General features: G+C 39.5%; 11 protein-coding genes. 5 read left to right on the forward strand and 6 right to left on the reverse strand.

Translation table 11 applies throughout. From position 1 onward, the window contains the following. Window positions 1-184 precede the first annotated feature (184 nt). Window positions 185-343, reverse strand: a complete 159-nt coding sequence (locus EA341_RS05415; RefSeq protein ID WP_293012053.1) for a DUF5522 domain-containing protein — start codon at window positions 341-343, stop codon at window positions 185-187. Window positions 344-431: 88 nt separating this feature from the next. Between EA341_RS05415 and rocD the strand changes: the two genes are divergently transcribed. From rocD to EA341_RS05430, 3 genes are all read left to right on the forward strand, one after another. After that, the gene (gene rocD / locus EA341_RS05420; RefSeq protein WP_293012056.1) at window positions 432-1,706 is read left to right on the forward strand and encodes an ornithine--oxo-acid transaminase; all 1,275 of its coding nucleotides are present in this window, start codon (window positions 432-434) and stop codon (window positions 1,704-1,706) included. 283 nt (window positions 1,707-1,989) lie between these two features. Beyond that, complete coding sequence (locus EA341_RS05425; protein WP_293012059.1) at window positions 1,990-2,643, forward strand: HAD family phosphatase; 654 nt, start codon at window positions 1,990-1,992, stop codon at window positions 2,641-2,643. Window positions 2,644-2,940: 297 nt separating this feature from the next. Further along, window positions 2,941-4,155, forward strand: coding sequence for a porin (locus EA341_RS05430; protein ID WP_293012062.1), 1,215 nt, complete (start codon window positions 2,941-2,943; stop codon window positions 4,153-4,155). A 62-nt stretch (window positions 4,156-4,217) separates the two neighbouring features. Here EA341_RS05430 and EA341_RS05435 read toward each other — a convergent pair whose 3' ends face one another. From EA341_RS05435 to EA341_RS05455, 5 genes are all read right to left on the reverse strand, one after another. Next, window positions 4,218-5,396 carry an MFS transporter gene (locus EA341_RS05435; RefSeq protein ID WP_293012065.1) on the reverse strand — a complete coding sequence of 393 codons (1,179 nt, stop codon included), beginning with the start codon at window positions 5,394-5,396 and terminating at the stop codon, window positions 4,218-4,220. A gap of 49 nt (window positions 5,397-5,445) precedes the next feature. Then, a complete protein-coding gene (hemH, locus tag EA341_RS05440; protein ID WP_293012067.1) occupies window positions 5,446-6,480 on the reverse strand; it encodes a ferrochelatase in 1,035 nt (344 codons plus the stop codon). A gap of 163 nt (window positions 6,481-6,643) precedes the next feature. After that, window positions 6,644-7,123, reverse strand: a complete 480-nt coding sequence (locus EA341_RS05445; RefSeq protein WP_293012069.1) for a DUF4168 domain-containing protein — start codon at window positions 7,121-7,123, stop codon at window positions 6,644-6,646. 214 nt (window positions 7,124-7,337) lie between these two features. Then, window positions 7,338-8,579 carry a cation:proton antiporter gene (locus EA341_RS05450; protein WP_293012072.1) on the reverse strand — a complete coding sequence of 414 codons (1,242 nt, stop codon included), beginning with the start codon at window positions 8,577-8,579 and terminating at the stop codon, window positions 7,338-7,340. A 9-nt stretch (window positions 8,580-8,588) separates the two neighbouring features. Further along, window positions 8,589-9,419 carry a universal stress protein gene (locus tag EA341_RS05455; RefSeq protein WP_293012075.1) on the reverse strand — a complete coding sequence of 277 codons (831 nt, stop codon included), beginning with the start codon at window positions 9,417-9,419 and terminating at the stop codon, window positions 8,589-8,591. 240 nt (window positions 9,420-9,659) lie between these two features. Here EA341_RS05455 and EA341_RS05460 point away from each other — a divergent pair, with 240 nt between their 5' ends. Further along, window positions 9,660-11,270 carry a M14 family metallopeptidase gene (locus EA341_RS05460; RefSeq protein ID WP_293012077.1) on the forward strand — a complete coding sequence of 537 codons (1,611 nt, stop codon included), beginning with the start codon at window positions 9,660-9,662 and terminating at the stop codon, window positions 11,268-11,270. A 13-nt stretch (window positions 11,271-11,283) separates the two neighbouring features. Then, window positions 11,284-13,032 carry a M14 family metallopeptidase gene (locus tag EA341_RS05465; protein WP_293012079.1) on the forward strand — a complete coding sequence of 583 codons (1,749 nt, stop codon included), beginning with the start codon at window positions 11,284-11,286 and terminating at the stop codon, window positions 13,030-13,032. The last annotated feature ends 41 nt before the right edge of the window (window positions 13,033-13,073 follow it).

The raw sequence follows: 13,073 nt of genomic DNA on the forward strand, positions 1-13,073 counted from the left end.
CATTGGTCCGCAGGAGAGATCTAAGAAAGGATAAAACATCACCCGCAAAGATCTTAGATTTCAGAATTGGTTACGCCCCAACTTACGAAAATCGAAATTTAACTATTAACATTTTTAACCTTTAACATTGTGACCTTCATCCATTATTAATGGCATGCCCACAATTAGACGGTAAATCCCATCTCTACTTAGTGGGATACGGGCAATGCTTACAGCCGCTTTCACAACAATAACCTCTTCTCAGGTGGTATTGCGCTGTAAAGACCATTAGTCCATTCTCATTGATATAATAATCTCCTGGTATCAACTTCATGGGAGATGCAGGCTTCTTTTTTGAATTCATTCTTTTATCCTGTGGCCAATTGTTATATTTGCCGTATATGGGAGCAAATGTTTTGTCACAAAGTAGACAGGACAAAAATATAAATTTTATGATGGAAACAATAAACTCGAGTAAGCAGGCGATAGAATTGGAAGATAAGTATGGAGCACATAATTATCACCCATTGCCTGTGGTATTGGCCAAAGGTGAAGGAGTATTCCTTTGGGATGTAGAAGGTAAAAAGTATTTTGATTTTTTATCTGCTTATTCTGCAGTCAATCAAGGGCACTGTCATCCTAGGATTTTAGATACATTGATTGAGCAGGCCGGCACTCTGACACTTACTTCCAGGGCTTTTTATAATAATATTCTTGGTCCTTTTGAAAAGTATATTACAGAATACTTTGGCTTTGATAAAGTGCTCCCTATGAACACTGGAGCAGAAGGCGTGGAAACTGCTTTGAAAATAGCCAGAAAATGGGGCTATGAGAAAAAAGGTATTCCCGAAAATGAGGGTGTCATAGTGGTAGCCGAGAATAATTTTCATGGTAGAACCACCACTATTATATCTTTTTCAAGTGATAAGAATGCCAGAAAAAATTTCGGTCCTTATACCCCCGGTTTTGAGAAGATATCTTATGACGATGTAGCTGCTTTGGAAAAGGCATTGGAGAATGAGCATGTAGTTGCTTTCCTCGTCGAGCCTATTCAAGGTGAGGCAGGTGTTTATACCCCTGCTGATGATTATATGCGCAAGGTAGCTGAAACCTGTAAAAAGCACAACGTATTGTTTATTTCAGATGAAATTCAGACAGGTATCGCAAGAACAGGCTCTTTGTTGGCAGTATGTGGGCATTGTAGTTGTGAGGGGCATTGTGAACGACAAAGCACTTATGTCAGACCTGATATGCTGATCCTAGGAAAAGCGATCTCCGGCGGATTTTATCCGGTATCAGTAGTTTTGGCCGATAATCATATTATGGATGTGATCAAGCCCGGACAGCACGGATCTACCTTTGGAGGGAATCCCTTGGGAGTGAAAGTAGCGCTAACGGCACTGGAAGTAGTAAGGGATGAAAGACTTGCTCTCAATGCCCGTAAATTGGGTAAAATCTTCCGTGAGCGTATGCAGCTTTTGGTAGATAAGTACGAGATATTGAAATTGGTCAGGGGAAAAGGCTTGCTCAATGCTGTAGTGGTAAATGATAGTCAAGACAGCAGTACCGCTTGGGATATGTGTGTTGCTCTGAAGGACAATGGTTTACTCGCAAAACCTACTCATGGCAATATTATCCGCTTTGCACCACCATTGGTAATGACTGAAGACCAACTTCATGAATGCTGTGACATCATAGAGAAAGTAGTGAAGGAGTTTGAGAAGTAAAAAATTGAAATAAGGTAGAAACATTGTAGAAATACAGTGAAATAATATTATCAGATATTTATAGATACCTGCCTACTGGCTAGGCAGGTTGGATATTCATGGATATTTTTACTAAAAGGAACGTAAATATTTCTTAGAAAAGCCCTCAAAACATTGAGGGTTTTTTTTAACACGTGAACAACATTTAAAAATAAAGGATAGTGACTGAACTGTAGTATTCTACTTCACGAGTCATATTTTCTTTTTTCATTAGCTTTGCCATACAAAAGAACCTAATTAACCTATGAAAAAAGCCATCATTTTCGATATGGACGGGGTAATCTGCCATACCAATCCATTTCATTCCATTGCCTTTAAAGAGTTTTTTGCTAAAAGAAATCTAAAGCCTACTGAAGAAGAGTTTGCCTTGCATATGTATGGTAAAAACAACTCATATATATTGAGTCATTTTTTAGGCAGAAAGATAGAGGGGCAAGAGTTGTTGGACCTGGAAGATGAAAAGGAAAGCCTGTTTAGAGAGATTTATAAAGATCAAATCAGTCCAATTAAGGGATTTTTGGATTTTTTTAATTCCCTTAAGAAAGAGGGGTTGAAGACAGCTGTAGCCACTTCCGCACCGAGGGCTAATCTGGATCTGATTATCGGAAAACTGAGGCTTATGGAGCACATGGAATCAGTGATGGCCAGTGAGGATGTACAAAATCATAAACCGGAGCCAGAGGTATATTTACAATCAGCAAAAAACCTAAACCTGGAACCTGAACACTGTGTGGTATTCGAGGATTCATACTCCGGTGTTACAGCCGGGCTTCGCGCTGGGATGAAAGTAGTCGGCGTACTTTCTTCCCATACCAAAGAGGAATTACCTGTATGTGACCTTTACATAGAGGATTATAGGGAATTGGATGTAGAGAAGGTCTTGGGGTTATTGATGTAAATAGTCCGAGTATAGGTTTATTTACATTTATTAAAAGGAGGTCTGATTACTGTGACAATCAGATATTTTTTAACATTATTTGTTTGTTAACATTTCCTTAATATATGACAAAATGCTGGCAAAGGCTTATTTTAAGCGTTATTCAAGTTTTTTAAATGAGTTCTTCGAATCCGATGATTTATTGATGTTTTTCTGTTAACAAATTCATAATATCCGCATCATTATAAAGACACATTGTCGTCGCACCTTTGTATCGCTGTACAATAAGTATTCAATTACTTAACTCATTTATCAACGATGCGAAAATCTTTCGCAGGGACAATGATCTTGATGATCATTTTCTTTACTGACGTTTTTGCAAGGGACGTCAATAAAGATTCCCTAGAAAACACTGCTCAAATAAGCAATCAGATCAAGAAGCCTTGGTATGAGACCATACAATTACGTGGTTACGCACAGATGCGTTATAATGGCCTTCTTGAAACCAATCCCAATCTACAATGTTCCCAATGTGATAGGTCATGGGGTGGAGATGGAGGAGGATTCTTTTTCAGAAGGATAAGGATGATTTTTTCTGGGCAAATTCATGAACGTATATTCATGTATATTCAGCCTGATTTGGCTTCCGGGGGAGGGAATTTTGCTCAGATCCGTGACGCTTATTTTGATCTTGGGCTAGATGCCAAACAAGAGTTTAGACTGAGAATTGGTCAATCCAAAGTGCCTTTTGGTTTCGAAAATCTACAGTCAAGTCAAAATAGGCTTCCTTTGGATAGGAATGATGGGTTAAACTCTGCCGTGCTCAACGAACGTGATTTAGGCATTTTCCTCTATTATGCACCTTCTGAAATCAGGCAAAGGTTCAATTATCTTGTCACTTCAGGTCTGAAAGGTTCTGGAGATTATGGAGTATTTGGTTTGGGTCTTTATAATGGACAAACTGCCAATCTCCCAGAGCAAAATAAAAATTTCCACGTTGTCAGCAGGGCTTCTTATCCTTGGGAACTGCCTTCCGGGCAATTTATTGAGACCTCTTTTCAGGCATATACAGGTAAGTTTGTCATCAATAGGAATCCCCAAACAGATTTTGACCAGACTGAATTTGAAGAGTTTAGATATGGGCCAAGTATAATAGTTTACCCACAGCCATTTGGCATACAGGCTGAATTCAATTGGGGCCGGGGTCCCGAATATGATCCTGAGACCAACGAAGTCAAAGATGCACCCCTGAGAGGGGGATATGTTATGGCCAATTACTTTTTGAGAACCGGTAAAGATATTTTCATTCCATTCTCCAGATATCATTATTACAAAGGAGGTAAAAAATTCGAATTGGATGCTACTCGTCATAGGGTGAATGAGCTTGAAATAGGAGTGGAATGGCAACCCAACAGAAATTTCGAACTGGTAGCCATGTATACCATTTCTGATAGGACATTTGAAAATTCCCTGAACCCAAACAACAGGCAACAAGGAAGTTTACTGAGATTGCAGGCTCAGGTCAATTTTTAAAAGCATTAAAGTTTAGTCTTTTATTACGTGTTAAAGCAGGCCCCGATAAGGGCCTGTTTTTTTCATATCTGAACCGATTTCCCAGCTTTGACACCAAAAAAGATGAACATCCCTGAACAAAGTAAAGTCAGGTAAATAAGAAAATCCCAATTTTGAAAAATGTCGAAGGCAACACCAAATAACAAAGGTCCCAATGCTGCCAGATAATAGCCGGTGGATTGCACCATACCTGAGAGTGATGCGGTTGTTTTTTCAAGTTTTGTCCGTAATCCTATCAAGGTATACGCGAGGGATACACTTGATCCCAAGCCTAGGCCTACCACTGCCAATCCTATATAGTTGACCCAAATCACATGGATAAATAGACTTGAAAAACCTAAAAGGTACATTATTCCTAAAATCTTTATCAGACCTACCTGATCTTTGAATTTGACTGCAATAATAGGTGCAAGAAAAGATCCGATTAAACCTATGATTTGCATCAAAGAAACCACCACTCCTGCTTCTACGGCAGAGAATCCTCTCGAAATCAGCATATCAGGAAGCCAAGCAATCAAGGTGAAAAATAACAAGGATTGTACACCCATAAACATGCTGACATTCCACGCCAACCTAGAGCTCCAGACATTTACTTTCACTTCATTCAAATTTGTATTGCCAGAAGCAGATTTGAAGCGCATTTGTGGCAACCAGACAAGAATCCCGATTATTAAAAGACCTGCCCATGAAAGTAAGGATCCCCGCCAACCCATATTCAGATCAATTGCCAAGGGAGCGGAGATGCCTGAAGCTACAGCTGCAAGAAATGTCATTCCCGTAGTGTAGGACGCTGTTACTATGCCAATTTTAGAAGGCATTCGATTTTTGATTAAAGGAATCAACAATACGTTGCAAATAACGATTCCTATGCCTGTCAGTCCTGTTCCTAAAAATAGAACAAATGATCCCCCTAAAACCCTTACAACTGTACCTATAAGAATTAATACCATCCCCAGCATGATAGCTTGGGAGTTGCCCATAGCTTTTCCGATTCTGGCGGAGAAAAGCGAAAAAGTTGCAAAGGTCAACAGAGGAAACGTGGTCAGGAAACCTGCCCATCCGTTGCTAAGCTGCAGGTCTTCCCTTATAAAGGGTATCAATGGACCAATAGCGGTAATGGAAGGCCTTAGGTTGAAAGAGACAAACAGAATTCCTAAAAAAAGGAACCAACTTGTCTGGTACAAGGGTTTTTCTGCAGGCATGAATAGCTTAGTAGGGTAGGGGGTAGTGCTGATTTGGAATGAATATGTATTAAGTGTTGGTAAGCACCAACTCTTTGACGCACTCCACCCATGTATTGCTTGAGTTCAGGCTAGGTACGAGATCCCATTGTTCCCCGCCTAGTTCTTCAAACTCTTCCTTGTATTCACCACCAACTTCTACAGTGGTTTCAAGACAGTCTGCCACAAAAGCAGGTGAGAAAACAAGTACTTTTTTTATTCCCTGAGCAGCCAATTCTTTGATGATATCCTCCGTATAGGGTTTTATCCATGGATCTTTACCCAATCTTGATTGAAAGCAGGTGATGACTTTCTCTTCAGGAAGTCCAAGCTTTTCTGTCAGAAGTCTTGTGGTATGGAAACATTGACCTCGGTAACAAAACTGATTCTTTTTGGTGTAGTTTCCACAGCATTTGTCTGACAACTGACAGTAGCCATCAACCGATCCTTTTCGAATTTGTCTTTCAGGAAGGCCATGGTAAGAGAATAAATACCTGTCATATTCTTGGGCTTGCACCATTTCATTTCCGATTTCAGCCCAGGCCTCAAGGAAAAGAGGGTGATCAACAAAATTTGAAATGAAAGTGATGTTTGGAATAATCTGCCATCCCCTGGCAATTTCCATTACCCTGTCTACTACGGATCCGTTGGTAGCCGAGGCGTATTGGGGAAAGAGGGGAAGTACTATGATTTTCTTAACATTGGCTTTATTCAGCTTCTCAAGACCTTCTTCAATACTTGGAGTTTGGTATCTCATGGCCATTTCGACCACATACGTATTCGGATCCAACTTATCAATAAGTTTATCCCTTAAGTCTTCAGTATGGAAAAGTAAGGGGGAACCCCTGTCTGTCCAGACTTTTTTATATTCAGCTGCAGACTTCGGAGCCCTAAAAGGAGCAATAATTAGATTGACCAGCATCCACCTGGGAATAAAGGGGAAGTCAATAACTCTCCCATCCATTAAAAATTCCCTAAGATATTTTCTTACGTCAGCTGTAGCGGTACTGTCTGGAGTTCCAAGATTGACAAGTAAAACCCCTACTTTCGCTTTATTTTTGCTCATGAGTATGTTTTGAGTAATGTAAACTAAAAGAGAACCCAAAAGTAAGTGCTTTGGTTAAAAATATCTAATGGATTGTTCCTATCTGCAATTGGTAATTTTAATGAGTGCATAAAAAAAGCATCCCAACTCGGGATGCTTTTTTAAATATTTTTTTTGAAGTTGATTAGTCTTCGATGACATCTGCCATCATTTTATCTATTTTGGCTTTTACTTTTTCACTTTGTGTGTAAGCCATGTAAATTTGCTGAAATTTTTCAGGTCCTAATTCACTTTGAGAAATGTGTCCTACTACTTCGTTTTGCATTTCAGATTGTATCTGCATGATTTCCTGACCAGCTTTATTATAAGAAGCCAATTCTTCTGGATCTTCAGATTTTTCTCGAATATCACCTGACTGCTGTGCCATACTGAGTTCTTCAAATCTTTGAACAGTTAAACCACTTTCTTCTATGGATTCCATCATTTTGGCCTGATACTTCTCTTGAATTGGCATCACTTCAAGGTTTACTTCTACGAATTTCTTCATATCCTCTTCAGGAAAGTCTTCCTGAACTTCCATTTGCTGTGGCATTACTTCTTGGGCAGTAGCATTTACTCCAAAAAATAAAGCGAAAGCAAAAACTGGGGCAAATAATTTTGTCATTGAACTTAGAGATTTCATTTATTTTGGTTTTGATTCAATGGTAAAAATACAAAAATCTCTCCAAAAGGGATAATTTATCAAATTTTTAACAGGTTTTCACATGATTTAAAACAGATAAAGTTCTACAGTATTGTTTGGTATTCACAGTTTTGATTGTAGTATTCTATATTCAGTTGATTACTTTTGTGAATTTATAAGTCTCAATATTATTAATCTAGGTTTCTTTGATGTCTGTTTTTAGCGCCCACTTCATCAAAGGACCGCTACTCATACTTGTTATTATTGCCATAATGACAAGTGCAACGAATAGTTTTTCATCAATCAGGTTATTTTCAAGAGCAATTAAACCGAGGATTATTTCCATAGCACCTCTTGCGTTCATTCCAAAACCTACTGCCAATGATTCTCTTACATTAAAACCACCTCTTGATGCTCCGTATCCACTTCCTATGATCTTTCCTGCGAATGAAATTGCCAGTACGGCCAATGTGAGCATCAGTTCAAAATTGGTGAAGAAATTTATTTTCAAGCCTATTGACACAAAGAATAGAGGTGCAAAAATATTATTGATAAACTGGTGTACGATTTCTTTTGCCCTTTCTGACATATGTTCAGAATCTCCCAAAGCTACTCCCAGGAGGAAAGCGCCAAAGATGGCATGAATGCCTAACCACTCGGTGAACGCTGCAGCCAAAAAACAAAATGCCATTGATAGAGACAATACCCCACCAGGCCAAGCTAATTTCTTATTGATCCATGGTAAGACCTTATTGATAATAATCTTTCCCAAAGTCAACATGAAAAAAGTAAAAGCCAAGGTAATCCCAATGGTCTGGAAAAGCGAAAGGTTACTTCCTTTTCCCATAAAAGACAATATGACAGAGAATATCAACCAACCGATAATATCATTTACCATGGCTGATGCAACGATAAGCATACCCATTTTTGTCTTGAATAAATCCAAATCCATAAGTATCCGGACCACTACTGGAAGGGCTGTGATAGACATTGCCGTACCCATAAATAAGGAGAAGAGTAATTTGTCTCCATCTGCCAAACCAAAGAATTCAGAAAAATAATAGGGGAATACAAAGCCTAGGGCAAAAGGAACTACCAGACCTAAGAGACTAATACTTAAGGCTGATTTTCCTTGTGACCATACCAAGTGTAATTCGACTTCAAGTCCTGCTATAAACAAAAGCAATACAACGGCGATTTGCACAAATCCATCCAAAGCAAGATTTGCACTTGGATTACTCATAAAGAGATATTCGTGAAAATCCGGCATCAGGGTGCCTAAGATGGTGGGCCCCAATAATATTCCAGCCAAAAGTTCCCCGACTACTGCAGGTTGCTTGAAACGTTGAGCTATTTCAGCAAAAACCCTTGCCAGCAGTAACATTGCTGCAAGCTGAAGAAACAGGTTTACTACATCCTGGTGTGATAAGTTTTCCATAATTTCCTCTTATTTCTTTACAATTAAAAGGTTGCATGGAAGATCACTTAGGATTTCTTCTAAATCATGGGGGAATAGTCTATGGAAAAAACCAAGGTTACCTTCATCTCCCACAATCAATAAGTCTGCTTTCACATCAGTGGCAAACCTGGCCAATTCAATTGCCCATTTTCCACAAGTGATTTTTATACTGATTTTGAGATTTCCTTTATCCAGATGCTTGAGTATATTTTCAACGTAGGTGATTTCCTCGGATATAAGTTTCCGTCTTGTAGCCGCAATTTCATCTTCCCCTCCTTCACTTGCAGTGGCCATTTGAAGTCCATACATTTTTATTTCATTAGCGATATAAACCTGTTTCGCTTTGTCTTTTTTACACCAATTGAGTCCCTGCTCAATGACAAATGGAGTTTGTTCTTGTTGAGTGCCGTTGATTACCACTCTTTCAAAGGGCTCTGGCTTGATCATTGGTTCTATTAATACCAAAACAGAACATTTTGATTTTCTGATGATCTTCCTGGCAATGGACCCCAAATAATATTTGAAAAAACCTTCAGTTTTTAATGCGCCGGCAATTAATAGGTCTACATCGTTTTGATCACAAACCTTTAATATTTTTTTTGCAGGATTTCCTTCTTCCCAAAGTGTCTTTATATCCGTACCGATAAGACCTTGCTGTTCAATCAAATTCTGAAGCTTGCTTTCAGATTCTGAGGTTTTCTCTCCTACATGAATGAGCAAAAGTTCAGCACCAAAAATTGACTTTATTCTTTTTGCTTCTGCAAGGAGTGCCTCCATTCTTGGAGAAAAGGCTATGGCTAAGGCTATTTTAGAAAACATATCAATAGATTTTGATTGAGGCAAAATAGGGAATATTATGCTTTATTTATAACCACTTGACAAATGCTTTTCAAAAGCTTTGGTTTTTCTCCATTTATCCGTAGTTGACACCATTTAAAACCGACTGCTTCACTATCTACCAAGCACTTTTAATTAACCAACGATTTTTTGTAACATTATGCTTAAGATTGAACCTGAATAAAAGGTAAAATCCAATCAGAACTAAATCAAATATACTGTATGAAGAAAATGTATTTATCACTGGTGGTGGGAGTAGGGATGCTGTTTTCCTCCCAACCGACCGTGCTGGCACAGGGGGATTATCCCACACTCAACCAGATCACACAGAGACTTCAGGGCGTAGCTGGAAGTAGCACAGCTACCCTTAATTCTCTTACCAAAACTGAAGGAGGCAAAGATGTTTGGGTATTGAAAATCGGAAAAGGGGACTTGGATAACAAGCCTGGAATAGCAGTTGTGGGTGGTGCTGAGGGCTTTCATGTCTTGAGTGTAGAGCTTGCCCTACAATTTGCCGAAAATCTTGTCAAAGAGAATGATGCCGCTTTAGAGAAAAATACTTTTTACATTTTTCCAAATATGTCACCTGATGCGTACGAGCAATACCATGCATCGTTGAAATATGAAAGAAGAGGCAATGCTACCAAAGTAGACCATGACAGAGACGGAAGGGTATCAGAAGACGGGTATGTGGACTTAAACAATGATGGCCTGATCACCATGATGCGGGTTGAAAGTCCAATGGGAGACTACATGCCTTCAGAAGATGATGAAAGGGTAATGGTCAAAGCCAATGTTTCAAAAGGACAAAAAGGCAGCTATGCTGTGTATCCTGAGAGCAGGGACAAGGATAAAGATGGGAAATTCGGAGAAGACCTTGAAGAAGGGATTGCTTTCAATAGAAACCAAACTTACAAATTCCCAATCTTCACGCCATTGGCTGGTGACTTTGCTGTTTCTCAGGCTGAAAGTAGGGCTCTCTTGGATTATCTCTTTGAGCAGTGGAATATATTTGCTTTTGTGACTTTCAGTCCTGCAAATAACCTATCTGCGCCTTTGAAGTATAATGCTGCTGATGCAAAGAAAAGAATCATTACTTCTATGTTAGAAAATGACGTGGCCATCAACAGTATGGTTTCTGACATGTATAATAATACTGTTTCCCAAAAAGCATTCAACCAAAACAACCAAGGTACGGATGGGGATTTTTTCCAATGGGCGTACTTTCATTTTGGTAGGTTGAGCTTTAGTACACCAGGATGGTGGGTGCCTGAGGTCAAAGGAGAAGAAGGAAAGTCTTCCTCAATTCCTGAAGTGAACTTTCTTGCCTGGGCTGCTGAAAAGAATATCGATGCATTTGTACCTTGGGTTGAAGTAAATCATCCTGACCTTCCTAATCAAAAAGTGGAAGTAGGAGGGATCAAACCTTTTGTGATGTACAATCCTCCATTTGAAGAGGTTTCTGAGATAGCAAAAGAACATACAGATTTTATCCTGAAACTTGCGGAAGCAAGCCCAAAACTGGAATTCCACAACCTAGAGACTGAAAAATTGGGGAATGGGCTTACCAGAATCACTGCGGACCTCTTCAATAATTCTCCTTTACCTACCCATTCCGAAATGGGTGAGAAGTCAAGATGGTTAAGGAAAGTAAGGGTGGATATCAATAAGGAAAGTAAAGACATCATGTCGGGAGATAAAATCAAACTGATTGACAAGTTGGGCGCATTTGAAAAAACTACCTTGAGCTGGATCGTCAAAGGTTCAGGAAATGTAGAAATCAAGGCAGGTGCTGCACATACCGGTATCGCAACTTTGAATGTGAAACTTTAAAACCAACAAGACAATGAAAATTAAAAATTGGATATATACAGCATTTATTGGTGCGGCAGTAAGCCTTACCGCTATACAGACGTCTGAGGCTCAGGTAGCACAAGACAGGTATTTCAGGGCATTAGGGACTCCTCATAATCCTAAGGTACAGGTTTCTTGGAACAGGTACCATACTAACCTTGCCTTAGAGGAAATCATGAGGGACATGGCCAAAAAGCATCCTAACTTAGTAAAGTTGGAAAGTATTGGCAAGTCTTATCAGGGGAATGACATTTGGGTGCTTACCGTTACTGATTTCAATCATGGTAAGGCTGATGAGAAACCAGCGATGTGGATAGATGGAAACATTCACTCTAACGAAATACAGGGCACAGAATTCACGCTTTATACTGCTTGGTACCTAGCAGAAATGTATGGTGACCTGGAGTTTATCACAGAATTGCTTAAAGACAAGACCTTCTATATAGCGCCTACGATCAATCCAGATGCGCATGATTATTTTATCAAAGAAGCCAATACACAAAACTCACCGCGTTCGGGAATGATCGTGTTAGATAATGATGGAGATGGCTTAGCAGGCGAAGATCCATTTGATGACCTCAATGGTGATGGACATATCACTTACATGATCAGAAAATCACCTACAGGAAGATTCATCAAAGATCAAAGAGACCCCAGGAAATTGATCATGGTTGCAGCTGACGAGCAGGGAGAATACGAAATGCTCGGTTATGAAGGTATTGACAGAGATGGCGATGGTATGGTCAATGAAGATGGAATAGGTTACTATGATCCTAACAGAGATTGGGGTTGGAATTGGCAGCCTGATTATGTTCAGAGAGGTGCTTGGAAATACCCTTTCGCAGTACCGGAAAATAGGGCTGTGATGGAATTTGTGATGAAGCACCCGAATATTGCCGGTGCACAAAGTTACCACAACTATGGAGGGATGATATTAAGAGGGCCTGGTGCAGAAGAGGACCTAGGGACTTATAATGCAACAGACATAAGAATCTATGATGCTATCGCCAAAAAAGGTGAGGAGTTTATGCCAGGTTACAAATACTTAGTGGTATATAAAGACCTATATTCTGTATTTGGTGGTCAACTGGATTGGTTTTATGGTGGAAGAGGGATCTTTACCTATTCAAATGAGTTGATGACTTCTTACTTGTACTTCCATGAAAATGCAGGTAGGAATAATCAGGATGAGCAAATGAAGGTGGACAGGTACCTGACATTTGGTGATGCCTTTGTAAACTGGGAAGAATATGACCATCCGCAGTACGGTAGAATTGAAATCGGTGGTTTTAAAAAGAACTTCGGAAGGTTGCATCCAGGGTTCTTGATGGAGCAGGATGCGCATAGAAATTCCGCTTTTACCATTCTGCATGGTTACCATACGCCAAAGCTTTCCGTGTCTGAGGTCAAAGAAAATGACCTTGGTGGAGGATTAAAGGAAATTGTGGCAACTATCTATAATGAAAGGTTAATTCCTACTCATTCTAGTCAAGATTTGAAATACAAAATAGCCAGACCGGATTATGTGAGTATTTCCGGAGCAAAAGTAGTGGCTGGATTTGTAGTGGAAGATGCGGACTTCAAGAAATACAAGGAACAAAAGGTAGACCCTGAAAAAATCCATGTTGACAATATTCCAGGAATGGATGCTGTCAAAGTAAGATGGATTGTATCAGGTGGTGGAAATTACACCATCAATGTAGACTCTGAAAAAGGAGGAAAGGCTACTTGGAAAAAGTAATATAAGGTAAAACACTTAAAACCGTCGGCAATGTCGACGGT

Origin of the sequence: Mongoliibacter sp. (assembly GCF_007692705.1) — a bacterium.
Taxonomy (GTDB): domain Bacteria; phylum Bacteroidota; class Bacteroidia; order Cytophagales; family Cyclobacteriaceae; genus Mongoliibacter.